This is a genomic window from Pseudomonas cedrina subsp. cedrina, from assembly GCF_001983175.1.
GTDB lineage: Bacteria > Pseudomonadota > Gammaproteobacteria > Pseudomonadales > Pseudomonadaceae > Aquipseudomonas > Aquipseudomonas cedrina.
Map to the genome: position 1 here is coordinate 223,001 of NZ_MNPW01000004.1, position 24,695 is coordinate 247,695.

The 24,695-nt window shown below is 60.7% G+C and carries 22 protein-coding genes and 1 riboswitch; of the genes, 9 read left to right on the plus strand and 13 right to left on the minus strand.

The features are described 5' to 3' along the window. The first annotated feature begins 303 nt into the window (after nt 1-303). Nucleotides 304-1,122 carry a M48 family metallopeptidase gene (locus BLL36_RS09605; RefSeq protein WP_076951208.1) on the plus strand — a complete coding sequence of 273 codons (819 nt, stop codon included), beginning with the start codon at nt 304-306 and terminating at the stop codon, nt 1,120-1,122. A 94-nt stretch (nt 1,123-1,216) separates the two neighbouring features. Here the strand turns inward: BLL36_RS09605 and BLL36_RS09610 are convergent, their stop codons facing one another. From BLL36_RS09610 to BLL36_RS09620, 3 genes are all read right to left on the minus strand, one after another. Next, the gene (locus BLL36_RS09610; RefSeq protein WP_076951209.1) at nt 1,217-1,801 is read right to left on the minus strand and encodes a TMEM165/GDT1 family protein; all 585 of its coding nucleotides are present in this window, start codon (nt 1,799-1,801) and stop codon (nt 1,217-1,219) included. An 88-nt stretch (nt 1,802-1,889) separates the two neighbouring features. Then, nucleotides 1,890-2,011, minus strand: a riboswitch (yybP-ykoY riboswitch). Nucleotides 2,012-2,061: 50 nt separating this feature from the next. After that, complete coding sequence (locus BLL36_RS09615; protein ID WP_076951210.1) at nt 2,062-3,060, minus strand: class I SAM-dependent methyltransferase; 999 nt, start codon at nt 3,058-3,060, stop codon at nt 2,062-2,064. A 30-nt stretch (nt 3,061-3,090) separates the two neighbouring features. After that, a complete protein-coding gene (locus tag BLL36_RS09620; protein ID WP_076951211.1) occupies nt 3,091-4,056 on the minus strand; it encodes a 2-hydroxyacid dehydrogenase in 966 nt (321 codons plus the stop codon). Nucleotides 4,057-4,142: 86 nt separating this feature from the next. Between BLL36_RS09620 and BLL36_RS09625 the strand changes: the two genes are divergently transcribed. From BLL36_RS09625 to BLL36_RS09645, 5 genes are all read left to right on the plus strand, one after another. Next, nucleotides 4,143-4,775 (plus strand): LysE family translocator, encoded by a 633-nt coding sequence (locus BLL36_RS09625; RefSeq protein WP_010213066.1) that lies wholly within the window; start codon nt 4,143-4,145, stop codon nt 4,773-4,775. A 246-nt stretch (nt 4,776-5,021) separates the two neighbouring features. After that, on the plus strand, nt 5,022-6,704 hold the full coding sequence (locus BLL36_RS09630; protein WP_076951212.1) for a fatty acid--CoA ligase: 1,683 nt from the start codon (nt 5,022-5,024) through the stop codon (nt 6,702-6,704). Between the two features lie 330 nt (nt 6,705-7,034). Continuing rightward, on the plus strand, nt 7,035-8,903 hold the full coding sequence (locus BLL36_RS09635; protein WP_076951213.1) for a DUF1302 domain-containing protein: 1,869 nt from the start codon (nt 7,035-7,037) through the stop codon (nt 8,901-8,903). Between the two features lie 43 nt (nt 8,904-8,946). After that, entirely contained in the window at nt 8,947-10,311 is a 1,365-nt protein-coding gene (locus tag BLL36_RS09640) for a DUF1329 domain-containing protein (protein ID WP_076951214.1), read from the plus strand. A gap of 438 nt (nt 10,312-10,749) precedes the next feature. Beyond that, on the plus strand, nt 10,750-13,479 hold the full coding sequence (locus BLL36_RS09645; RefSeq protein WP_076951215.1) for a LuxR C-terminal-related transcriptional regulator: 2,730 nt from the start codon (nt 10,750-10,752) through the stop codon (nt 13,477-13,479). Between the two features lie 9 nt (nt 13,480-13,488). Here the strand turns inward: BLL36_RS09645 and BLL36_RS09650 are convergent, their stop codons facing one another. From BLL36_RS09650 to BLL36_RS30100, 6 genes are all read right to left on the minus strand, one after another. Then, on the minus strand, nt 13,489-14,049 hold the full coding sequence (locus tag BLL36_RS09650) for a PqiC family protein (RefSeq protein WP_076951216.1): 561 nt from the start codon (nt 14,047-14,049) through the stop codon (nt 13,489-13,491). A gap of 17 nt (nt 14,050-14,066) precedes the next feature. Beyond that, a complete protein-coding gene (locus BLL36_RS09655) occupies nt 14,067-15,722 on the minus strand; it encodes a PqiB family protein (RefSeq protein WP_076951217.1) in 1,656 nt (551 codons plus the stop codon). Then, entirely contained in the window at nt 15,703-16,347 is a 645-nt protein-coding gene (locus tag BLL36_RS09660) for a paraquat-inducible protein A (protein WP_076951218.1), read from the minus strand. Before BLL36_RS09660 ends, BLL36_RS09655 begins: the two co-directional genes overlap by 20 nt. Further along, complete coding sequence (locus BLL36_RS09665; protein ID WP_076951219.1) at nt 16,344-16,934, minus strand: paraquat-inducible protein A; 591 nt, start codon at nt 16,932-16,934, stop codon at nt 16,344-16,346. The genes BLL36_RS09660 and BLL36_RS09665 overlap by 4 nt, the downstream gene beginning before the upstream one ends. 179 nt (nt 16,935-17,113) lie before the next feature. Further along, the gene (locus BLL36_RS31180; protein WP_197678447.1) at nt 17,114-17,299 is read right to left on the minus strand and encodes a hypothetical protein; all 186 of its coding nucleotides are present in this window, start codon (nt 17,297-17,299) and stop codon (nt 17,114-17,116) included. Continuing rightward, a complete protein-coding gene (locus BLL36_RS30100) occupies nt 17,268-17,966 on the minus strand; it encodes a hypothetical protein (RefSeq protein WP_197678448.1) in 699 nt (232 codons plus the stop codon). Before BLL36_RS30100 ends, BLL36_RS31180 begins: the two co-directional genes overlap by 32 nt. Nucleotides 17,967-18,450: 484 nt before the next feature. Here BLL36_RS30100 and BLL36_RS09680 point away from each other — a divergent pair, with 484 nt between their 5' ends. Together BLL36_RS09680 and BLL36_RS09685 are read left to right on the plus strand one after the other, a co-directional pair. Next, nucleotides 18,451-19,095, plus strand: coding sequence for an MBL fold metallo-hydrolase (locus tag BLL36_RS09680; RefSeq protein WP_076951222.1), 645 nt, complete (start codon nt 18,451-18,453; stop codon nt 19,093-19,095). A gap of 193 nt (nt 19,096-19,288) precedes the next feature. Next, nucleotides 19,289-20,062, plus strand: coding sequence for an OmpA family protein (locus tag BLL36_RS09685; RefSeq protein ID WP_076951223.1), 774 nt, complete (start codon nt 19,289-19,291; stop codon nt 20,060-20,062). 68 nt (nt 20,063-20,130) lie between these two features. Here BLL36_RS09685 and BLL36_RS09690 read toward each other — a convergent pair whose 3' ends face one another. The 4 genes from BLL36_RS09690 to BLL36_RS09705 all read right to left on the minus strand — a co-directional run bounded on the left by BLL36_RS09690 (nt 20,131) and on the right by BLL36_RS09705 (nt 23,577). Further along, on the minus strand, nt 20,131-20,712 hold the full coding sequence (locus BLL36_RS09690) for a BON domain-containing protein (RefSeq protein ID WP_012722284.1): 582 nt from the start codon (nt 20,710-20,712) through the stop codon (nt 20,131-20,133). Next, nucleotides 20,709-21,302 carry a phosphoheptose isomerase gene (locus BLL36_RS09695; protein WP_003171862.1) on the minus strand — a complete coding sequence of 198 codons (594 nt, stop codon included), beginning with the start codon at nt 21,300-21,302 and terminating at the stop codon, nt 20,709-20,711. The genes BLL36_RS09690 and BLL36_RS09695 overlap by 4 nt, the downstream gene beginning before the upstream one ends. 92 nt (nt 21,303-21,394) lie before the next feature. Beyond that, complete coding sequence (locus BLL36_RS09700; protein WP_076951224.1) at nt 21,395-21,766, minus strand: YraN family protein; 372 nt, start codon at nt 21,764-21,766, stop codon at nt 21,395-21,397. Then, a complete protein-coding gene (locus BLL36_RS09705) occupies nt 21,766-23,577 on the minus strand; it encodes a penicillin-binding protein activator (protein ID WP_076951225.1) in 1,812 nt (603 codons plus the stop codon). The genes BLL36_RS09700 and BLL36_RS09705 overlap by 1 nt, the downstream gene beginning before the upstream one ends. 176 nt (nt 23,578-23,753) lie before the next feature. Between BLL36_RS09705 and rsmI the strand changes: the two genes are divergently transcribed. Next, nucleotides 23,754-24,659, plus strand: a complete 906-nt coding sequence (gene rsmI, locus BLL36_RS09710) for a 16S rRNA (cytidine(1402)-2'-O)-methyltransferase (protein WP_162279228.1) — start codon at nt 23,754-23,756, stop codon at nt 24,657-24,659. The last annotated feature ends 36 nt before the right edge of the window (nt 24,660-24,695 follow it).

The window sequence follows — 24,695 nt, forward strand, 5'->3', positions numbered from 1 at the left end:
CAGTGTTCCAGATGAAACCAGATCGTCTGGTTTGGGGCTGCTTCGCAGCCCAGCGCGGGACAAGCCCGCTCACTACAGGGATACTTTTCAGTCGTTGAAAGTTGTGTAGATACCCATGCTGCGATAGGGCCCTCGGGCAGCCAAAAAAACCGGAGCCTTAGAACAGGTAGATCAATCGCCGCTGCCGTTGCGCCAGTTGATCAGTGAGATGTATCCGAAAATCAGCGTTTAAACATCAGGTGTATCTGGCGCCGATACAAATCTACGCCTACGATACCCGCCATGTTTTCAGGGAGCGTGTTCATGAAGAAGTCATTGGTGATAAGTGGGTTGGTTGCGGCGATGCTGCTGGCCGGGTGTCAGTCGGTCAATACCACCAGCGGCGGCGCCGTTGGGGTCGAGCGCAAGCAGTACATGTTCAGCATGCTGTCGAGTCAGGAAGTCGACCAGATGTATGCACAGTCCTACCAGCAGACCCTGGGCGAAGCCAGCAGCAAGGGCCAGTTGGACAAGACCAGCGCCAACGCCAAGCGCGTGCAGGCCATTGCCAAGCGGCTGATCGCCCAGGCGCCCACCTTCCGCCCCGATGCGGCGCAGTGGAAATGGGAAGTGAACCTGATCAAGAGCGACGAGATGAACGCCAACTGCGGGCCTGGCGGCAAGATCTTCGTGTACAGCGCCTTGATCGATAACCTCAAGCTGACCGATGACGAACTGGCGGCGGTGATGGGCCATGAAATCGCCCACGCCTTGCGTGAACATGGTCGTGAAGCCATGTCCAAGGCGTACGGGATCGAGATGGCCAAGCAGGGTGCCGGCGCGTTGTTCGGCCTCGGCCAGGACAGCCTGGCGCTGGCCGATACCGTGGCCAACTACGGCATGACCTTGCCCAACAGCCGCAGCAACGAAAACGAAGCCGACCTGATCGGCCTGGAGCTGTCGGCCCGCGCCGGCTACAACCCGAACGCGGCGATCACGCTGTGGAACAAGATGGCCAAGGCTTCGGAAGGTTCGCCACCGGAGTTCATGAGCACGCACCCGGCGTCCGACAGCCGGATTGCCTCGTTGCAGGCGGCGATTCCTAAAGTGATGCCGCTGTACCAGCAGGCCAAAAAATCCTGATCCACCGATAAGCACATGGCTGGATTTTTGTAGTGAGCGAGCTTGCCTCGCGCGGGGCAAGCCCGCTCACTACAGAACTGTGCTCATGAGCGCCTTAGATCCACCCGCTGCTTTGCATGGCCTTGTACACCGCTACAACCGCCAGAATGAAAAACGCGGTCGCCGCGAGTCTACGGATCAAGGTCAACGGCAATTTCTCCGCCGCAAAATTCCCCGCCAATACCACCGGCACGTTGGCAATCAACATGCCCACGGTCGTCCCGATAATCACCAGCCACAGCTCTGGGTACTGCGCCGCCAGCATCACGGTGGCAATCTGCGTCTTATCACCGATTTCGGCGAGGAAAAACGCGATCAACGTGGTCAGGAACGGCCCGAATTTGCGGCTGGTACTGGCTTCATCCTCGTCGAGTTTGTCCGGCACCAGGGTCCACAGCGCCGTGGCGCAGAAGCTGGCTGCGAGGATCCAATGCAACACCGCATCCGAGAAGAAGCTTCCGAACCAGGCCCCCACGGCACCGGCGGCCGCATGGTTGGCCAGGGTCGCGGCAACGATGCCGGCGATGATAGGCCAGGGTTTGCGAAAGCGAGCAGCCAGGATGAGCGCGAGCAATTGCGTCTTGTCGCCGATTTCGGCCAAGGCAACGATTGCGGTGGGAACGAGCAGTGAATCCAGCATCAGGTAGGTTTCCAGGGGCGGGTCGACACGGCTATGACACGTACAGCCTTCCCGCCCCGGGTAAGGTGTGCGTGTCATAGGTCTTGTCAAACCCCGGTCCGTCTGTGCGGACTCCTGGGTCGCATACGCCATGGTCTGTTGACCAAGTATGTTGACGTATGCCGGACGAGCGTGGCGCTCGTGGGAGACTACTCCCCTAGGACGGAGCGGATTCTGCCTAGGCAAAACCCGTTCGGCAAGCGTTCTTTTTCAAACGGGCCTCAGCCGCGTTTGGCCCGGTAGATGCGAAAACCGTTGCCTTCTGCCTTGATTGCGCAGATGCCCAAGTGCTCCTCGATCAAGGGCTGGTACTTGAGGAAACTGTTCGCGACCAAGCGCAGTTCGCCGCCTTTTGCCAGGTGTTTGCCGGCTTTTCGCAGAAGATTCTCTGTGGCGAAATAGTCGGTGTGCACGCCCACATGGAACGGTGGGTTGGTCAGAATCGCATTCAGACCCTGCGGTGCTGCGTCAATGCCATCACCGGTCAGCACTTCGGCTTCCAGACCGTTGGCGGCCAGGGTCAGGCGGCTGCTGGCGACGGCGAACGCATCCACATCCAGCATCGTGACGGTGTTGTGCGGGTAGCGCCGCTTGACCGCAGCCCCCAGCACGCCGGCACCGCAACCGAAGTCCAGCAGATGGCCGCTGGGCAGCTTGTCCAGATGCTGCAGCAACAACTCGGTGCCGCGATCCAGACGGCCGTGGCTGAACACGCCCGGCAAGCTCACGACTTTCAAAGGGCCTTCGGCCAGGGGCACTTCGAAGACCTGTGCCAGGCTCTCCAGCTCGACCGCCTGCGGAGCGTTGGCCACGGTAGTCTGCCACAGCTGGCAATGCCGCGCGCTGTCGAGCTTGCGCGGTTTACCCAGCGGGCTCATCTGCTTGGCGGCGCTTTCGATGCCGGCTTTTTTCTCGCCCACCAGGAACAGCTCGGCGCCGGGCAGGCGCGCGGCCACGGCATTGAGCAGGTAGTCGGTGAGGTCCTTGGACTTGGGCAGGAAGATCACCGCCGCGTCAAACTCGCGCTCGGGCACATTCACGCCGAACTGGCTGCGCTCCGGGAAGCGGGCGTCGAGCGCCGCCTGGTCGCCGGCATGCCAGCACCAGCCGCGAGCGTTGGGCAAGCGCCCCAGCAAGTCGTCGGCAGGCAAACCCACCAGCAGCAGCTTGCCCTGAAAAAGTTCGGCCTGGCGAAGCAGTACTTCACTGCGCGGATCCATGGTCTGCTCCTTGAAAAGGGGCGCAGTTTATCAACTCACGACGCGCAGCGGGGCGCCGCTGAAAAAGCCTCGGGCGTTTTCGGCCAGTTGGCCGACGATGCGCTGGCGCGCTTCACGGCTGCCCCAGGCGCTGTGCGGGGTGACGATCAGCCGTGGGATATCGCCGGCCAGCAGCGGGTTGCCGTTGACTGGTGGCTCCACGCTCAATACATCGGTCGCCGCGCCGCCCAAGTGGCCGCTGCGCAACGCATCCGCCAGGGCTTGCTCGTCGATCAAGCCGCCGCGTGCGGTGTTGACCACAAACGCGCCAGGCTTGAGCAGCGCCAGTTCACGGGCGCCGATAAAGCCGCGGGTGTGTTCGTTGAGCGGGCAGTGCAAGGTCAGCGCGTCGACCTGCGCCAGCAGTTCATCCAGCGGCACGCGATCAGCGCGGGCAGGGCGCCCGGGGATCGCGCCGAGCAGCACGCGCATGCCAAAGGCTTCGGCCAGGCGCGCCACGGCGCTGCCCAGCTCACCGTGGCCGAGCAGGCCGAGGGTTTTGCCCTCCAGCTCGACAATCGGGTGGTCCAGCAGGCAGAACTGCTTCGCCTGCTGCCACTTGCCGGCGTTCACATCCCGTTGATAATCCTGCAAGCGCGTTGCCAGGTTGAGCAACAGCATGATCGTGTGCTGTGCCACCGAGGGCGTGCCGTAGCCTTGGCAGTTGCTCACGGTGATGCCATGGGCGCGGGCGGCGTCGAGGTCGATGTTGTTGGTGCCGGTGGCCGACACCAGGATCAGCTTGAGTGCCGGGCAGGCCGCCAGGGTTTCAGCGGTGAGCGGGATTTTGTTGCTGATGACCACTTGGGCGCCTTGAAGGCGTTCGGCCACGTTCTGCGCGGTGGTGTCCGAAAACAACTGCAGCTCGCCGAGGCTGTCGCGCAGCTCGCTGAGGTCAAGGTCCCCCAGGTCCAGGGACGGGTGATCAAGGAAGACGGCGCGGCAATTGTTCGTCATCAACTGTACCTTTTGCGACAGGGGTTCGAAGGCGTAATCTGCCGAGCCTACCAGATGAAATAATCCGTTACGTAATGGGAGTGAGCATGTACGCCGCCGAGTTTTTGACCGTAGCCCTGATTCACCTGTTGGCGGTGGCCAGCCCCGGCCCGGATTTCGCGGTGGTGGTGCGTGAAAGCGTGACCCATGGCCGCCGTGCCGGGACTTGGACCGCGCTGGGGGTGGGCTCGGCGATTTTCCTGCATGTGGGTTACTCGCTGCTCGGCATCGGCTTGATCGTGTCCCAGTCCATCGTGCTGTTCAATGCGTTGAAATGGGCCGCGGCGGCCTACCTGCTCTATATCGGCTTCAAAGCCCTGCGTGCGCAGCCGGCCAAGCCTGCCGCCGAGGGTGAGCTGCATCGCGAAGCAGGCGAACGCACCCCGCGTGGCGCGTTTACCGCAGGCTTCGTGACCAATGGCTTGAACCCCAAGGCCACGTTGTTCTTCCTCTCGCTGTTTACCGTAGTGATCAACCCGCATACGCCGCTGGCGATCCAGGCGGGTTATGGCGTGTATTTAGCGGTGGCGACGGCGCTGTGGTTCTGCCTGGTGGCGATGCTGTTCAGCCAGCAGCGCGTGCGCGCCGGGTTTGCGCGGATGGGGCATTGGTTTGATCGGACGATGGGGGCGGTGTTGATTGCCATTGGTGTAAAGCTGGCCTTCACCAGCATGAAATAAACACCGTAACTGTGGGAGCGGGCTTGCTCGCGAAAGCGGTGGGTCAGTCATTACATCATTGCCAGAACTGCCGCTTTCGCGAGCAAGCCCGCTCCCACAATTGCTCTCTGCAAGGCTTCAATGCTGGCGCAAAGCTAGCATTCACTGCCTCCTACAAATCATTCCTTTGGCTGATTTGACTGAAACATAAGGTCTCTAAAGTGCAGGTCTTCAAGCCAAGACCGTGCAGTCATAAAAGGGATTCGTATGTTGCAGACCCGTGTCATTCCGCCCGCCGAAGGTGCGTATCAATACCCGCTCTTGATCAAGCGCCTGCTGATGTCCGGGACCCGCTACGAGAAGACCCGGGAAATCGTCTACCGCGACAAACTGCGCTACACCTACCCGACCCTGATCGAGCGGGTGGCGCGCCTGGCCAATGTGCTGACCGAGGCCGGGGTCAAGGCCGGTGATACCGTGGCGGTGATGGACTGGGACAGCCATCGCTACCTGGAGTGCATGTTCGCCATCCCGATGATCGGCGCGGTAATCCACACCATCAACGTGCGCCTGTCGCCGGAACAGATCCTGTACACCATGAACCACGCCGAGGACCGCTTCGTGCTGGTCAACAGTGAGTTCGTGGGGCTTTACCAAGCCATCGCCGGGCAGCTCACCACCGTCGACAAGACCCTGCTGCTCACCGACGGCGAGTCCAGGACCGCCGAGTTGCCCGACCTGGTGGGCGAGTACGAAACCCTGCTCGCCGCCGCCAGCCCGAAGTACGACTTCCAGGACTTCGACGAACACTCCGTCGCCACCACCTTCTACACCACCGGTACCACCGGCAACCCCAAGGGCGTGTACTTCACCCACCGCCAACTGGTGCTGCACACCATCGGCGTGGCGACCATCATGGGCAGCGTCGACAGCGTGCGCCTGCTGGGCACCAACGACGTGTACATGCCGATCACGCCGATGTTCCACGTGCATGCCTGGGGCTTGCCATACGTGGCGACCATGCTGGGGCTGAAGCAGGTTTATCCCGGCCGCTACGACCCTGAGTACCTGGTGGAGCTGTGGCGCAAGGAGAAGGTCACCTTTTCCCACTGCGTGCCGACCATCCTGCAAATGGTGCTCAACGCCAAGGCCGCCCAAGGCGTGGATTTCGGCGGCTGGAAAATCGTCATCGGCGGCAGTGCGCTCAACCGTACGCTGTATGAAGCGTCCAAGGCGCGTGGCATTCAGTTGACCGCGGCCTACGGCATGTCCGAAACCGGGCCGCTGGTGTCCTGCGCCCACCTCAACGAGGAGCTGATTGCCGGCACCGAGGATGAACGCACCACTTACCGCATCAAGGCCGGTGTGCCCGGGCCCCTGGTGGAAGCGGCGATCATGGACGGCGAGGGCAACTTCCTGCCCGCCGACGGCGAGTCCCAGGGCGAGCTGGTGCTGCGCGCGCCGTGGCTGACCGAAGGGTATTACCGGGAGCCGCAGAAGGGCGCCGAGTTATGGGCCGGCGGCTGGATGCACACCGGCGACGTCGCGACGCTGGACGCCTTTGGTGTGATCGACATCCGCGACCGCATCAAGGACGTGATCAAGACCGGCGGCGAGTGGATCTCGTCCCTGGCCCTCGAAGACCTGGTCAGCCGTCACCCGGCGGTACGCGAAGTAGCGGTGGTGGGCATCGCCGATCCGCAGTGGGGCGAGCGCCCGTTTGCCCTGCTGGTGGTGCGTGATGGCCATGTGATAGGGGCCCGTGAGCTCAAGGAACACCTCAAGCCGTTCGTGGAGCTGGGCCATTTGAGCAAGTGGGCGATTCCGAGCCAGATCGCGGTTGTTACCGAAATTCCCAAGACCAGTGTCGGCAAGCTCGACAAAAAACGTATCCGCATTGACATCATCGAATGGCAGGCCAACAACAGCACGTTCCTGTCCACCCTCTGACACCCTCGCCGTGCCCATTCGGGCACGGCAATGCTCTATCTCGCAGCTTTACTTGTGATTTGCGAATTTTCAGCCATCCTTCCCGCGTCGGCCTTCGCCGACATGGCGAAAGGGTCGTGGCAGACGGGTCGGTAATGCAAATCACACTTTAGAGGGATCAAGCACTACCCCCTGCTGGCTATAGTCCCTCCCAGAGTTTTTCAAGGATGTTTCGCTTCGGGCCAAGGGGGCCTGGTTGCCGAGCGGCATTGGAATCGTTGTATTCCGGCCGTTACAAGCATCACCGAAAGTACTCACTGCCATAACAATAATGCACATGGAGTAGCGTCGATGACCCAAGTAAACCAGTTCTGGCGCCGGGCGAAATTGCCCCTGGCCGTCAGTCTCGCTTCTACGCTCGCCGGGCCTGCATTCGGCGTCAGTTTCAATATCGGTGAAATCGAAGGGAGCTTTGACTCGTCGCTTTCGGTGGGGGCAAGCTGGTCCACAGCCAAACCCAACCAGGATCTGATTGGCGCCAACAATGGCGGCAACGGTCTTTCCCAGACTTCCGATGACGGCCACCTGAACTTCAAGCGCGGGGAAACCTTCTCGAAGATATTCAAGGGTATCCACGACCTGGAATTGAAATACGGCGACACCGGCGTGTTTGTGCGCGGCAAGTACTGGTATGACTTCGAACTCAAGGATGAGGGCCGCCTGTTCAAGGACATCAGCGACAGCAACCGCAAGGAGGGCGCAAAGTCCTCGGGCGGGCAGATTCTGGATGCGTTCGTCTACCACAACTACTCGATTGCTGATCAGCCGGGCAACGTGCGGTTCGGTAAGCAAGTCGTCAGTTGGGGTGAAAGTACCTTTATCGGTGGTGGTATCAACTCCATCAACCCGATCGACGTGTCCGCGTTCCGTCGTCCGGGGGCTGAGGTCAAGGAAGGCTTGATTCCAGTCAATATGTTCTATGTGTCCCAATCGCTCACCGACAATCTGTCGGCAGAAGCGTTTTATCAGTTGGAATGGGACCAGACGGTTACCGATAACTGCGGCACGTTCTTCTCGCAGCCTGACGTAGTTTCCGATGGTTGCAGCGATAATCTGCGGGTGTTGAACAGCCGTCGCTTCCTGCCCGGGTCCGGGGCCTTTCTACCGGGCTTGGCAGCCAATGGCGTAGACATCAATAACGAGGGCGTCCTCGTTCGCCGCGGTCCCGACCGTGATGCGCGCGACAGCGGCCAATTCGGTGCCGCATTCCATTACAACTATGAGCCGCTGGACACCGAGTTCGGGGCTTACTTCATGAACTACCACAGTCGTTCGCCAATTTTCAGCGCCCAGGGCGCACGGCAATCCGCTTACACCGGAGCAACGCCGGGCGTGCCAGGTGCACTGCGGCCACTGGTGGTTGCGGGTAACTCCAATTACTTCATCGAATACCCTGAGGACATTCGTCTTTATGGCTTGAGCTTCTCCACTACGTTGCCCACGGGGACCGCCTGGAGTGGCGAGCTGAGTTATCGCCCTAACGCCCCTGTCCAATTGAGCACTACCGATATTCTTTTTGCGGGCGTCACGCCAATTCCTGGTTTTGGCAATGCGTCGGTGCTCAAGGGCAGCCCTGGGCAAGATCTGCATGGATATAAGCGCAAGGAAGTCACTCAGTTCCAGACAACCTTCACGCACTTCTTCGATCAAGTGATGGGCGCCAGCCGCTTGACCACGTTGGGTGAGATTGGGGTGACTCACGTGGGCGGCCTCGAGAGCAAATCAGAGGCACGTTATGGCCGCGACCCGGTATTTGGTCCAGGCACGTTGCCCGGTGGTTTCTGCAATACGCTCAATAACTCGACCGCCGTGGGCGGCGGATTGGGCAATGCCAACGGCCTGAACACCAACTGCAACAATGACGGCTTCACCACCGCCACTTCCTGGGGCTACCGCGCTCGGGCGATCTGGGAATACCCGGACGTCTTCGCCGGCGTAAACCTCAAGCCCAACGTGGCGTGGTCCCATGACGTCAAGGGTTACTCCCCTGGTCCTGGCGCCAACTTCGAAGAGGGCCGCAAAGCCGTCAGCCTGGGTCTGGATGCCGAATACCAGAACACCTACACCGCGAGCCTGAACTACACCAACTTCTTCGGTGGCGATTTCAGTACCGTGAATGACCGAGACTTTGTGGCCTTGAGCTTCGGCGCGAACTTCTAAGCACACTCTTTTCAAGTGCATGTATTTTCAGGAAGACCAGAGTATGAAAATAACCAAAAGTCTGTTGCACGTGGGTGTGCTTGGGCTGTCGATCCTGGCGAGCAACGTCATGGCGGCAGTGTCGGCGGACGAAGCCGCCAAGCTGGGCACGACCTTGACGCCGATGGGCGCCGAAATGGCGGGCAATGCGGCCGGCACTATCCCTAAATGGTCGCCGATGCCCACCACTGCCGGAGCCGTGGACGCCAAAGGCTTCCTGGCGAACCCATACGCCAGTGAGCAACCGCAGTTCACCATCACCGCGCAGAACGTAGAGCAGTACAAGGACAAGCTGGCACCGGGGCAGTACGCGATGTTCAAGCGTTACCCGGACTCGTTCAAGATGCCGGTCTATCCGACTCACCGTGGCGCCACGGTGCCTGCCGAGGTGTTTGCCTCCATCAAGAAAAACGCCACCAACACCAACCTGGTGTCCGGCGGCAACGGCCTGGAAAACTTCGAGACGGCCGTGCCGTTCCCGATCCCGAAAACCGGCGTGGAGGTGATCTGGAACCACATCACGCGTTATCGCGGCGGCAGCGTGACCCGTCTGGTGACCCAGGCCACGCCGCAGACCAACGGCTCCTACAGCCTGGTGTACTTCCAGGATCAGTTTGTGTTCCGCGACAAGATGAAGGATTTCGATCCGAAGAATCCGGGCAACGTGCTGTTCTACTTCAAGCAGGAAGTCACCGCGCCGGCGCGCCTGGCCGGTGGCGTATTGCTGGTGCACGAAACCCTGGACCAGGTGAAGGAACCGCGCTCGGCGTGGGTCTACAACGCCGGTCAGCGCCGTGTGCGCCGTGCGCCGCAAGTGTCCTATGACGGGCCGGGCACTGCCGCTGACGGGCTGCGCACCTCCGACAACCTCGATATGTACAACGGTGCGCCGGATCGCTACGACTGGAAGCTGGAAGGCAAGAAAGAGATATACATCGCCTCCAACAGCCACAAGATCGACGATCCGAAGCTCAAGTACGCCGACATCATCAAGGCCGGCCACATCAACCAGGACCTGACGCGCTACGAGTTGCGCCGCGTCTGGCACGTGACCGCTACCTTGAAGGAAGGCCAGCGCCACATCTATGCCAAGCGTGACTTCTACATTGACGAAGACACCTGGCAAGCGGCCGTGATCGATCACTACGACGGCCGTGGCCAACTGTGGCGCGTGGCAGAAGCGCATTCGGAGAACTACTACGACAAACAAGTGCCGTGGTATGCCCTGGAAACGCTCTACGACCTGCAGTCCGGTCGCTACCTGGCCCTGGGCATGAAGAACGAAGAGAAGCGCGCCTATGACTTCGGCTTCACGGCCTCTACCGCCGACTTCTCCCCGGCGGCCCTGCGTCAGGCCGGTGTTCGCTAAGCTGCGTTAACGCGCCAATGTGGCAGCTGGCTCCTGTGGGAGCTGGCTTGCCTGCGATAGCATGGATATCTACACAACTCTCAACGACTGAAAAATCTTCCTGTAGTGAGCGGGCTTGTCCCGCGCTGGGTGGCGAAGCCGCCCCAATAAAGGCATCGCCGAGCTTCAGGTAGAATCCGGTCGCCTGGTTTGGGGCTGCTTCGCCGCCCAGCGCGGGGCAAGCCCGCTCACTACAAAGATCTGTAGATACCTATGCTGCGATAGCATCACCTCGGTATTACTGAATACTGAGGTGAGTAATCTCAGGCAAGCCAGCTCCCACATTTTTTGTCGCAGTCTTTTCAGCAAGATTCAGTAAAAACCTACAAACCTGCCGCTTTTACCGCTAGTCTGCGGACATCTGCAATGCCGACAACAGCCTTCTACAAGAGCCCGGCGATGACTGATCTGTCCCGAATCCAAGGGCCTGCCGGAGTGGTAATCCCAACCCTGGAGGGCCGCTTCTACAGGCCACCCTTGCCTGACGGCTACGTGCTGCGACCTCGCCTGTGCGAACGCCTGGGCGCGGGGCTGCAAGGGCGATTGTTGCTGGTGAGCGCTCCGGCTGGGTTTGGCAAGAGTTCGTTGGCGGTGGAGTTCTGCCAGGGTTTGCCGGCCCATTGGCAAAGCCTGTGGCTGGGCCTGAGCCCGCGAGACAACGACCCCGGCCGTTTCCTCGAGCGCCTGCTCGAGGGTTTGCAGCAATTTTTCCCGCAACTCGGCGCCCAGTCCCTGGGCCTGCTGAAAATGCGCCAGCGTCACCAACCCTTCGCCTTTGAAGAATGGCTGGATGGCCTGCTCGATGAACTGACCGTGCACCTGTCCACCCGCGCGCCGCTGTTGCTGGTGCTGGATGACTATCATCTGGCCCAAGGGCCCGTGCTCGACCGTTGTCTGCAGTTTTTTCTCAACCATTTGCCTGATGGCTTGGTGGTGCTGGTCACCAGTCGCCAACGCCCGGACTGGCATCTGGCGCGGTTGCGTTTGTCGCGTCACTTGCTGGAATTGCACGAACAAGATCTGCGCCTGACGCACAGCGAATCCCTGGCAGTGCTGGATCGCCACAGCAGTTCGTTGCGCGGCGAAGCCCTCGACAATCTTATTCGCCGCAGCGAAGGCTGGGTCGCCGGCCTGCGTTTCTGGTTGCTGGCCGCCTCCGAAGCCGGCGGCGACGGCGCCTTGCCCCAGAGCCTGCACGGCGGCGAAGGGCTGATCCGCGATTATTTGCTTGAAGAAGTGATCGATTGCCTGCCGGCGGAAGTGCAGGCGTTCCTGTACGACACAGCGCCTCAGGACCGTTTTTGCAGCGGGCTCTGCGACGCGGTGCGCGAAGCCCATGACAGCGCCGAAATCCTGCGTTACCTGCAAGCCCATCAGGTGTTCCTGGTGCCCCTGGACGAGCAAGGCCACTGGTACCGTTATCACCACTTGTTTTCCGACCTGCTGCGCACGCGGCGCGCGAGCAGCAATGTGCTGCCGGCGGCCAGCCTGCACCTGCGTGCGTGCCGCTGGTTCAATGCCCAGGGCCTGATCGACGAGGCGGTGGAGCAGGCGTTGCGCGCGGGGCACCTGGATGTGGCGGCCAACCTGGTGCAGAACCTGTCCGAAGAACAACTGCTGGCCGAGCAGAATGTGGGCATGCTGCTGCGCTGGAAAATGGACTTGCCCGACAGCCTGCTGATCAGCACGCCGCGCTTGATCGTGCTGTACAGCTGGGCATTGGGCCTGGCCTGCCAGCTGGACGCGGCGGAAGAACTGTCCAGCTACCTCAGCCGCTTTCTGCCGGCACCGTCGGCCACCGCGCAAAAATCGATGCTGGCCCAGTGGCTGGCGCTGAGCGGGATCATCGCCCGGGGGCGGGGCGATCGCGAACTGACCCTGCGCTATTGCAGCGAGGCGCTGGAAAGCCTGCCGCAACGGCGTTACGGCCAGCGCTTGATGTGCCTTTCGACGCTCTCCAACCTGGCCATTGTCGATGCCGACCTGTGGCGTGCGCGTGGCTTGAATCGCGAATCCCTCGAGCTGGCGCAGCGCGTCGGCAACCCGCTGTTCGAGGCCCTGGCCCATTACGACCGGGCGCGGGTGTTGCAGGCGCGCGGCGAAGTCCTGCGCTCCCTGGACGAAGTGCGCCAGGGCCTGCAACGCCTGCACGGCCTGGCACCGCAGCGGTTGTACGCGGTGCGTGCACGGTTATCGCTCTATGAAGGTTACTTGCTGCTGTTGCGGTTCCAGCCCGAGGCCGGTCTGGCCCGCTTGCGCGCCGGTCTCGCCGAAGCACGCGCTTGCCGCGACATCAGCGTGTTGATCGGGCACTGCGTGATCGCCAGTTTCGAGGGGCGTCGCGGTGACTTCGCCAAAGCCTTCGCCGAACTCGCCGAGGCCGAGCGGCTGATGCACATCTGGGACGTTCCGCCGATCTACTACCTGGCGATGATCACCCTGATCAAATGCGAGTTATGGCTGGCCCAGGGCCGCACCGACCTGGCAGACGCCTGGCTGACCCGCCTGGCGCAAACCTACAACGGCGAACAGGCCGCCGCTGCGCCCGAATTCCACCCGCATCTGCCCCAGCACATCGAGCTGCAGCAAGCGGCGCTGGATGCCATCCGGCATCAACCTGCCGCGGCATTGCAGCGGCTTGAAGCGTTGGCGCAACAGGCCCACAACAGCGGTCGCCAGATGATTGCCCTGATGGCGCTGACCCAGCAGGCGCAATTGCTCCTGGAAAGTGGCCAGGAGGCCAAGGCGCGCCCGGTGCTGGCCCAGGCCCTTGGCGCCGCTGACGGCGGTGCGTTGCAACCCTTCCAGCGCTTGCTGGAAAGTCACCCTGCCTGGATGCGCGAACAACTGCGCAAGGACTCTCACGGTTCGCTCAGCCAAAGTCTGTTGGCGCTGCTGCCTACGGTCGTGACACCTGAGGCCGCGCCGGCTCACGAAACCTTGAGCACGCGAGAGTTGGCGGTGCTGAAACTGATTGCCCAAGGCTGCTCCAACCAGGAAATCAGTAACCAGCTGTTCATCTCACTGCACACCGTGAAAACCCACGCCAGCCACATCAACAGCAAGTTGGGCGTGGAGCGGCGGACCCAGGCGGTCGCCCGTGCCAAGGCGATGGGCCTGCTGGCGTAACCCTGTGCTCTATGGAGCGCTCGGGCACTGGCCCGATGCGCTGTCGACTACCTGGCGAACCTGCGCCGCGAAGCGCTTGAGATTGTTCTGGTGGGCGAGCACCAGGTCGTCAATGCTCGGGCCCGCCGGGGACTGCAAGGTGGTCCGGCAGGTCAGCGGCGCGCGATCACTGGCGGCTGCCGGCCGCAGCCGCCACTTGACGTCGAACAATGCGTACTGGCCGGGCAGGGAGTCAAAGCGCTGAACTTCCAGACGTAACAGCATCGGTTGCCGAGCATGGCTGCTGGCGAATTGGTCCACCAGCGCGCTTCGCAACTCATCCACCAGGCTGGCAGCCCACCACTGGGTATCGAGGATCGTCACGCCACTGTTGCCTTGGCGAATCACGATCTGCGGTCGGTCGACTTGCGGCGGCACGACGATGCTTTCAATACGGATCGCACCCGCGTCGCTTCCCGTGGTGTTGCTCCATTGCGCCGGGGTCAGGGTATGAAAGCTGATGGGGGTGCTGCTGCATGCTCCCAATGCGAGCAATGCGCTGAGCAGGGTGATCTTCAACGGTAACGTCATGGCGCTTGCTCCACGGTTCATTTGCGCGGCGGCCCTTGCAGGTCCAGGGGCGCGGCGTTGTCGGGGCGGCCGCGAATCAAGGATTCCGGGTGTCGACCCAGGTAGTCCGACAGCTCGCGCAAGGAGCGCGACATGCGACCCAATTCATCCAGTGTCTGGGTCAGCTGTTCACGTTGCGGTGAGTCTTCAGCCAGGGTCGAACTGGCCGATTGCAACGTCTTGCTCACGTCCGCCAGGGTGTTCTGGACGCTGGGCAGGGTCTTGGCGTTGAACTGGGTCAGCCCTTTGCGCAATTCCACAAGGTTACTGTCGAGGTTGCCGGCGATGCGCTCGATCGGCAGCTGGTTGATCTTGTTGACGATGTTTTCGAGTTTTTCCTGCAGTTGCTCCAGGTTGCCAGGAATGGTCGGAATGCTGACCGGGCGCAGTTTGGGGTCAAACGCGACCTTCTCGGCTTTCGGGTAGAAATCCAGGGCGATGTACAACTGGCCGGTCAGCAAATTGCCGCTGCGCGCCTGGGCCCTCAGGCCGTTTTCGATAAACGTGCCGATCAGCCGCACTCCGGCGGCTTCGTCATTGGGGTCATGATTCATTGTCTTGAGCAATTTGGTATGGGCCTGGCCAAGCAATTGCGGGTAGATCACGATGCCGACATTGAGCGGAAAGCTGCGTTTTTTCGCGTCGAAATCCAGGTTGATCGACACCACCCGGCCAAACTCGACCCCAAGGAATTCCACCGGTGCGCCGACCTTGAGCCCGCGTAACGCCTGGTCGAAGCGCAGGCTCATGTATTGCCCCTCGCCATTGGGCGGGGCGAGGGCGCTGAGCTGATCGTCGAATAACTCAAAGGTGCGTTCTTCACCGGCCGGCTTGTCGTTGGGGCTATAAGGCGGTGCCAGGAATGCGATACCGCCGACCAGCAGGGAGGACAGCGACTCGGTTTTCAAGGCAAAACCATTGGCGCCGACACTCAGGTCGACCCCACTGGCGTTCCAGAAACGCGTGTTCTCGGTGACGTAGACATCGTTGGGCGCATGCACGAATACCTCGATGTCGACGCCCTTGCCTTCGGCGTCCAGCTTGTAGGCCACCACTTGGCCGACTTCGATTTTGCGGTAATACACCGGCGAGCCGATATCCAGCGAGCCCAGGGCCTGGGTGTGCAAAGTGAAGCGCTTGCCCGGTTCGCCATAGGTGATGGGCGGCGGGTTTTCCAGGCCGATAAACTGTTTGGCGCGGGTCTCGGACTGGCCGATATCGGCGCCGATGTAGTCGCCGGAGAGCAGGGTGTCGATGCCCGACACGCCGCCGGCACCGATGCGCGGGCGCACGACCCAGAACTGCGAGTCGGCGCGGGTGAAACTTTCGGCCTGCTTGGCCAGTTTCACGGTCGCGTTGACGCTTTTCTGGTCATCGCTCAAGGCCACTTCGGTCACTTGGCCAATCACCACGTTGCGGTATTTGACCTCGGTTTTATTCGCCGTCAGGCCGCTGCCGGTCTTGAAATTGAGGGTGATGGTCGGGCCCTGCTGGAGCACGCTGTGGACCACCAGCGAAATCCCCACCAGCACCGCGACGATGGGCACGATCCAGACCAGCGAAACGCTGAAGCGCCGGGTTTTGATGGCAGGCGTGCCTGGTGTTTGCGGCTTGTCAGGGGTGGGCGACGTCATCCGAGGTCTCCTTGTTGGGTGGGGTTTCCCAGATCAGCCTCGGGTCGAAGCTCATGGCGGCCAGCATGGTAAACACCACCACCAGGCCGAAAAACAGAATGCCCAGGCGCGGCTCGATGGTGCCCAGCGCCTGGAACTTGACCAGCGCGGCCACCAGGGCGACCACGATCACATCGAGCATGGACCAATAGCCGATCAGTTCGACAAACCGAAACATTTTTGAGCGCTCCTTGCGCGCCCAGGCGCTATTGCGCTGCACGGTGACCAGCAGCAGCGTCAACGACACGAACTTGATCCCCGGCACTGCGATGCTGGCGATGAAAATGATCAGCGCGATGTCCCACGCGCCATGCTGCCAGAACTCCAGCACCCCACTCATGATGGTGCTGTCCGCACCCGAACCGAGCATGGTGGTGTTCATTACCGGCAGCAGGTTGGCCGGCACATAGAAGGCCAGCGCCGCCAGCATGTAGGCCCAGGTGCGGGCCAGGGAATTGACTTTGCGCGAGTGCAGGGGCGCACCGCAACGCTCGCAATCCGTCGCTCCGTTACTGATGTCGGCAGACAGGCCGCAGCTGTGGCACAGGCACAGGTCAAGCTCGCGGGCAGTCGGCGGTGGGGTCATACGGTGTCCCATAGGTCGCGTACGTCGCGCCCGGCAATACGGATCAGCAACAGGCTGAGCACCGCCAGGGCAAACAGGCCGATGCCGGGCATTACGTCCAGCATGCCGGCCAGCTTGAACACCGCCACCATCGCGCCGAGCAGGCACACCTCCAGCATGCTCCAGGGCCGCAGGGCTTCCAGCCAGCGCATGCACAGCTTGAAGGCGGGCGAGCGTCTGCCCGCGAGGGCGAAGCTCAGCACCCACGTCAGCAGCAATAGTTGGAAAACCGGGGCGATGATGATGGAAATCGCGGCCACCAAGGCGATAAAGGTAATCGGCCCCAGGCTCAGCGCAACCACCGAATCCCAGAGGGTGGCGCTGTTTTTCAGGCCTTGCAGGCTGATACTCATCACCGGATAGAAATTGGCGAAAGTCCACAACACGGCGGCGGTCAGGGTCAAGGCCAGGCGTTGTTGCACCGACAGGCCGTTGTAGCGCTGAAGCACGCCGGCACAACGCACGCATTCGGCTTTTTGATGTTTGGCGAGCGTGACTTTCTCGTACACGCAGTCGCAGTGCTCGCAGATGATCAGTTGATTGGCCATGGGGCTGGCTCCAGCGCGGCATGGTTGCGGTATTGGATTGTTCTGCAATGGCGCCTTGAGAGCTTAGCAGTTGGGATTGGAGGTGTGGCGCCCCCCTTCGGTCTGGCAAATATGCCATAGAGCCTGCGGGAGCACCGCTGAATATTAAGCGCGCCGCCGAAGCCGCTGCGCTTGTGTGGCTAGGTATTGTCTTGGGCGGCAGGTATCACGCCGGGTTTACCCAGGGTCGGGGCATCTCCGATCTGTTCGGGTGAGTGGGCAGTTTTGAAGCGGTGGGTATCCGGGGGCAGGATTTTTTGCGCGATTTCCGGTGACAGGATTTTGCTCGGTTTTTTATCTTCCGAGCTGGCGGTCGTGAGGTTCAAGTCTGAATCGATCCATTCCTGAAGTTTGGCTTCGTAGTCGTCTGGGTACTGGGATTTCGCAACCAAGGGCAGTGCTCGGTAATGGTCGAGGACATTTTGATAGAATCGGGTGCCTTTTCCGGTGCTGCTTTTTTTCTATGTCATATTCTGCAAGGACTTGTTTACGCCAAGCCTGTTCTTGATTGTAATCTTCGTAGAGGACTGCCCGTCTTTCATTGACGGTAAAACTGCCGCTGTCATCGAAGATGATAAGCTCCAATTGGTCTCTTGGCATACCTGCGAAAGGGTTGCTGCCCAAATTGTTTACATAGCGGGTTGCCATGTGTGCACGTTCTAATAGTGTGGGATCACTTGTATTGGGTGTTTCAGTGTCGTGTTGTGTTTTATTGTTGTTGTATTCTCGTCCTGTGAGGCGTTGGAAGTTTTCATGATGCATCGTTTTAAGCTGTTGTTTAGTATGGCTCCCATAACTTGCCTTGGCGCGTAGCGCAGCATCACTCAGTTGGCCCGCAAGCGTGGTGACTGTTGCTCGGTCCTTTGTGCTGTTTTCTGAACCTGCCGGGGTTGTCGCCCGCGTCTCTGCATTCGCATTCACGGTAGCGCTGGATGTCGAATATTCGGGCGAGGTACGAGTGGTGATAAATGAATCGTTCAGGGAAACTGTCATCGCTGTCACTCCTATTTAAGGTGCTATAACCAAGTTAGTAACGTTGCCTCTCAGTTCTATCGAAAGAGTTCTGGCTATTTAGATGCTTATAAGTTTACGAGTGTTGCTCCTGTGGGCAACTTTCGGGGTGCGCCTGTAGTGTCAGGGTTGTGAAAGGCCTTGTATTGGTCAAATGTATTTCTGTTAATAAATATTTTTTTAATCTGTAGGACGAGTTGTCAGGGGTATTTTTATTGGAGGAAAGTGCTGGGGTAGACGCATCGTTGAGCTTTGGATTGATTAAGCTTAGGTGGATTTGCTTGGTCGGCTCTTGAAATTTTACGAAGTTACTTACAGCTAATCCCTACATTGGGTTGTCAGGTAGATCCCTTTTTACGCTAAAGAGGCGCGCCTCCAATTGCCCGTCAGAGTCTGTTCTAATACCGCAGACATTCTGGCGACCTTCGCCGGAAACCCACCTCCACACTCACTCCCGAGGCCCCCCATGGAACCCGCTAAGCCGACGCTCATCCGCGAAACCTTCCCTGTCGGCCCTTTGCAGTGCAACTGCACCATCATCGGCGACCCGATCACTAAAAAGGCCATCGTGGTCGACCCCGGCGGCAACCATGAGCTGATCCTGGCGCGGCTCGATGCGCTGGGCCTGAAGGTGGTCAGCATCATCCACACCCATGCGCATCTGGATCACTTCCTGGCATCCGGCCAGTTGAAGGAAAAAACCGGCGCGACGCTTCACCTGCACAAAGAAGATCAATTCCTCTGGGACAATCTGGAAATGCAATGCCAGATGTTTCGTGTGCCCTATACCCCGGTGCCTTCGCCGGATCGCTGGCTGGAAGATGATGAAGAGCTGGCCTGCGGCTGCGGCGTGGCGCTGCATACGCCGGGGCACACACCGGGTTCGATGAGCTTCTGGTTTGCCGATGCCGGGCTGCTGATTGCTGGCGACACGCTGTTTCGTCGCGGTATCGGGCGTACGGATTTGTGGGGCGGGGACCAGACGACCATCGTGCGTTCGATCAAGCAGCGGTTATACACGCTGGACGAGGGCGCGACGGTGGTGACCGGACACGGCCCGGATACGCGACTGGGTGATGAAATGCGTGAGAACCCGTTTGTGCGAGCGTGAAAAAATCGGTCGCCGGGCAAAGGCTGCTCTGCGACGGGCACGCTTTGCAGCAAAAACTCAGCGGGTGTTCAGCGTGCGTCTGCTACGGTTTCTGTAGTCACGGAATTTTTACCGTTTGTCGCGTTCCAAACTCGGCACAGGTCCATTGCCAATGTCCTTTGCACCTTAGAATGCAAAAGTAGGAGCTCCCTTCATGTTCACTTCGCGTCGTCTGCTGGTTGTCGCTACCGCCGTAGCCTTGTTGTCCGGCTGCGCATCCCCTAACCCCTATGACGGCAGCAGTCAGGGACAGGCGAGCAATGAATCCGGCGGTATGAGCAAGACCGCCAAGTACGGTGGCCTGGGTGCCCTTGCCGGTGCCTTGGCGGGTGCGGCCATTGACCACAACAACCGTGGCAAGGGTGCGCTGATCGGTGCCGTGGTTGCGGGTGCCGGCGCTGCGGGCTATGGCTATTACGCCGATCAGCAAGAGAAGAAACTGCGTGAAAGCATGGCCAATACCGGTGTTGAGGTTCAGCGCCAGGGCGACCAGATCAAGCTGATCATGCCGGGCAACATCACCTTCGCGACCAACTCGGATGCCATTTCCAGCAGCTTCTACCAGCCGCTGAACAACCTGGCCAACTCCCTCAAGCAGTTCAACCAGAACACTATCCAGATCGTCGGCTACACCGACAGCACGGGTAGCCGTCAGTTGAACATGGACCTGTCCCAACGCCGTGCGCAGAGCGTCGCCAATTACCTGACCTCCCAAGGTGTGAGCCCGACCAACCTGAGCGCCCGCGGTGCCGGCCCGGATAACCCGATCGCCAGCAACGCCGACGTCAACGGCCGTGCCCAGAACCGTCGTGTGGAAGTGAACCTCGGCCCGATCCCAGGCCAACAGTACGGCCAGCCAGGTGCGCAACAACAGGCACCCCAGCAGAACAATCAGTTCCAGGGCAACCCGTACTCGCAATACCAGTAAAGGTTCGCCAATAAAAAGGGCGCCGTGCAATCACTGCACGGCGCCCTTTTTTGTGGCTGCCGTTTACGTCAATCGATGTATTCGAAAACCTTGACGATTTTTTGCACGCCGGATACGCCCTGCACCAGGTTGGCGGCGCGAGTCGCTTCCGCCTGGGTGAGCAAGCCCATCAAATAGACGATGCCGTTGTCGGTGACCACCTTGATGCGCGAACCCGGGATCGCGTTATCGGTGAGCATCTGGGCCTTGATCTTGGTGGTCAGCAGGGCATCGTTGCTGATGGCCAGCAGGGTAATCGGGTCCATCACCTGCAGTTCGTTGTGGACTTTTTTCACGCGCTGTACCGCGGCGGCGGCTTGCTCGGCCTGGGCCTTGAGGTCGGCGCGTGGCGTCTGGCCGGCCAGCAGTACGACGCCGTTGAAGCTGGTCACGACAATGCGCGAGGCACCGTTGCCCAGGTCCGGAGCGGCCTTGGCGACGTTGACTTCGACCTTGGTTTCGATCAGCGAGTCATCAATCTTGCTGCCGAAGGTGCGGGTGCCCTTGTCGTCCTGAATAGGGGTGTCACGTGTTGCGGTGATGGCCGTGCTGCAGCCGCTGATAGCGAGGCACAGGGTGATGGCCAAAAGGCTGAGGCGGTTAACGGTCATTCTTCACTCCCAAACAGTTGGCTGTCGATCAGATCACACAGGCAGTGGATCGTCAGCAGGTGGACTTCCTGGATACGTGCGGTGACATTGGCCGGGACGCGAATCTCGACGTCTTCAGGCAAGAGCAGCGAGGCCATGCCGCCGCCATCGCGTCCGGTCAATGCTACGACAATCATTTCGCGATCATGTGCGGCCTGGATCGCTTGAATAATATTCGCCGAGTTGCCGCTGGTAGAAATCGCCAGCAGCACGTCACCTGGTTGGCCCAGGGCGCGGATCTGCTTGGAGAAGATCTCGTTGTAGCTGTAGTCGTTGGCAATCGAGGTGATTGTCGACGAATCGGTGGTCAGGGCGATGGCCGGCAGGCTCGGGCGCTCCCGTTCAAAGCGGTTGAGCAGCTCGGATGAGAAATGCTGGGCGTCGCCGGCCGAACCGCCGTTGCCGCACGAAAGCATTTTGCCCTCGTTGAGCAAGGCATTGACCATGACCTGACTGGCTTGCTCGATGTGCGGTGCAAGTACGTCCATCGCCTGTTGCTTGGTGTCGATGCTGGCCTGGAAAAGCTGGCGAATTCGGGATTGCATGTCCATCTGTGTGACCTTAATTAGCGCGGCTGTTTGGCACAGGAATGTGCAGCCCGCAAAGCAAAGAGCAAAAGTGTGGGGTGAAGATGTCCGGCGAATCAGCTGTCGAAGGCATCTTTGAGCCAGTTCAGTTCAGCGATGCCAGACGGTGTGCTTTCAATGGCAACCACATCGAAACGGCAGGGGGAATCAGCCCAGCGATGCTCTTTTTGCAGGTAAAACTGCGCGGCAAGTATCAGCTTCTGACGCTTTCGCCCGTCGATACTGGCGAGCGCGCCACCCCATTGTGCGTGTTTTCTGTAGCGCACTTCGACGAATACTACTGTATCGCCGTCAAGCATGACCAGATCAAGCTCGCCGCGTTTACACAACCAGTTCTGCGCCAATAGGCGCAGACCCTGCTGTTGCAAGTGCTTCAGCGCTTGAAGTTCGGCGTCCTTGCCGCTTTGTGCGCTGGACCGCTCGGGCATCAGCGCGGGGTGTCCGGCAAGCGCTGGATTTCGCCGCCGACAAACTTGGCCCATGGCATCTGGCGATCAACGCGCTGGTTGGCGCTGATGCCCAGGTTGCCCGAAAGACCGTCGACACGGGTATCCGGCAGTGCCTTGAGCTGCCCGAGACGTGGCGCCAGGCGGTAGGCATCGACACCCATCGCGTACAGGCGGCCGAGGCTGCCATTGGCTTGCGGCCATTGGGCGGCAACCTGGTTGCGCAGCGGATCGGTGGTGTTGAGCAACCAAGGGGTTTCGCAGAACATCACGTTGGTCATGTCCAGGTACTGGTTCTTGTCGCCGCTGGCGCTGAACACATGGGACGTGGCGTACACCGGCACATCACCGGCGTATTGGAAGTTCAGGGTCGGCTTGATCTGCTGGGCCAGTTGCGGCGTCACGGCCAGGAAAATGAACTCGATGTCCTGGCGACGCGATGGCTGCGCTGCAACGTCGGTGCCGACCGTGCTTTGCAGGCTCTTGGCGCGACCTTCGCTTTTACGCAGCTGGAACAGGTCAGCGATCTGCTGGGCGAGGGCGACGGGCTGATCGACATACTCAACGCCCATCACGGTGCCGCCATTGGCTTCCCAATCCTGACGGAAGGCCTTGTACACGCGCTCGCCCCATTCGCCACGCGGCACCATCGCTGCGGCGCGATGCAGGCCATCGGCACGGGCACGGCGCGATACTTCGCGGGCTTCGTCTTCAGCGGCCAGGCCGAACTGGAACAGCTGCGCCGGGCCTTGATCGCCCTCGCTGTAGTTCAGCGCCAGGGTGGTGATTGGCAACTGAGGGCGTGCGCTGAGCTGTTTGACCAAAGGCTTTTCCAGCGGACCGACCACCAGTTGCACGCCGGCGGCCTGGGCCTTGGCGTAAAACTCATCGATGGAAGTCAGGCGCGAGCTGTCATAGAACTCGATCACCGGCGGCTTCTGTCCGGCTTGTTCAGCCTGGTAGTGCGCCGCCATGAAGCCTTCACGCAGTGCCTTGCCGACGGAAGCCAGAGGGCCGTCCTGTGGCAGCAGCAGGGCGATCCTGGTCAGGGGCTGGCTGGCCAGCTCCTTGAGTTTGGTCAGCGGCGTCGGCAGTTGCACGGCAGCCGGGTGGCCGGGGTTCTGCGCGCGCCAGGTGTCGATGGCCGCCTGTTGCTGCTCCAGCGTACCGGCACCCTTGACCGATTGGGCCAGGGTGATCCAGCCGTCCAGCACCGGGTTGCCGCTGGCTTGCAGTTGTTCGGCCGGCAGGGCGGCAATCAGGGTCCAGATGGCTTCGTGATTGCTGTTGGCCGCATCGCCGCTGAGCAGAGGGGCCATGGCGACGCGCTCGCGGGCGGCGGCCAGGGTCTGGCCGTCGGCTTCATAGGCGCGGGCGTGCACGCTGCCGGTACGGATCTGCTGTTCAGGCGGCAGCTCCTTCAAGCTTTGCAGGCTCGGGTGGTTCAGGGCGGTCAACGCCGCCTTGGGCTGGTTGCGCGCCATCGCCAGTTCGGCGGCCAGCGTGCTGGCAAACACTTGCGCGGCGGGCTTGAGAGCATCCAGGGGCACCTGCGCAAGAATCTGCGACGAGCGTCCCGGGTTGTTCTGCTTGTAGGCCAGGTCTGCCGCACTCAGGCGCAGCATCGCGGCCTTTTCCGGCGTGTTGGCGGTCGTGGCCTGTTCGAGCAGTTGCTCGATACTGGCGTCCGGGGTCCGTGGAAGGTCGCCAAGGCTGGACGAGGGCGAGCTGGCGCAAGCGGCCAACAAGGCAGCAAGGCAGAGGGCGGAGAGCAGCCGCAGGCAAGCGATCATGTAAGTGTTCCTGATACCGATCAAATTAGCGTGGAAGTGTACCCAAGCACTGGCCCAGGCGCGATGTTACTGGTGTGAAACCGTCGATTTAGGTCGTGCAAATGTTGCAATTGGCGTTAAACGGCTGAAAGGGCATCGGCAGCGAGGGCATATTTTCAAGGCGCCTACGCGCTACAATGTGGTTTTTGCCAACCATCGAGGTGTGCGTTTTGACTGCTCCAGGTCCTTTGAATTCCACTGCAGGCTCGCTTTTTGTCGTGGCGACGCCCATTGGCAACCTGGACGACATCAGTGCGCGTGCGCTTAAGGTGTTGCGCGACGTCAAATTGATTGCGGCTGAAGACACGCGGCATTCCCAGCGGTTGATGCAGCACTTTGGTATCAGCACGCCACTGGCGGCCTGCCATGAGCACAACGAACGCGAAGAAGGCAGCCGTTTTATCGTGCGCTTGCTGGCTGGCGACGATGTGGCGCTGATCTCCGACGCGGGCACGCCGCTGATTTCCGACCCTGGCTACCACCTGGTGCGCCAGGCGCGGGCGGCAGGTATCAATGTAGTGCCTGTTCCGGGCGCGTGCGCGCTGATCGCAGCGTTATCGGCGGCGGGCCTGCCGTCCGACCGGTTTATCTTCGAAGGCTTCCTGCCGGCCAAGGCCGTTGGGCGTCGTGCGCGCCTGCAAGCGCTGAAGGAAGAGCCGCGCACCTTGATTTTCTATGAAGCCCCGCATCGCATTCTTGAATGCCTTCAGGACATGGAGCTGGTGTTTGGCGCCGAGCGCCTCGCACTGCTGGCCCGTGAGCTGACCAAAACCTTTGAAACCCTCAAGGGCCTGCCGCTGGAAGAACTGCGCGCCTTTGTCGAAGGCGACAGCAACCAGCAGCGCGGCGAGTGCGTGGTGCTGGTGGCGGGCTGGACGGCGCCGGAAAGCGAAGATGCCGTGGGCACCGAGGCCATGCGCGTCCTGGACCTGCTGCTCAAGGAAATGCCGCTCAAGCGCGCGGCGGCCCTGGCCGCGGAAATTACCGGGGTGCGCAAAAATGTGCTGTACCAGGCGGCGCTCGATAAACAGAAAGCCGATTAGTTCCGGGATTGAGCCGGTATTTCGTCTGAAGGTGAT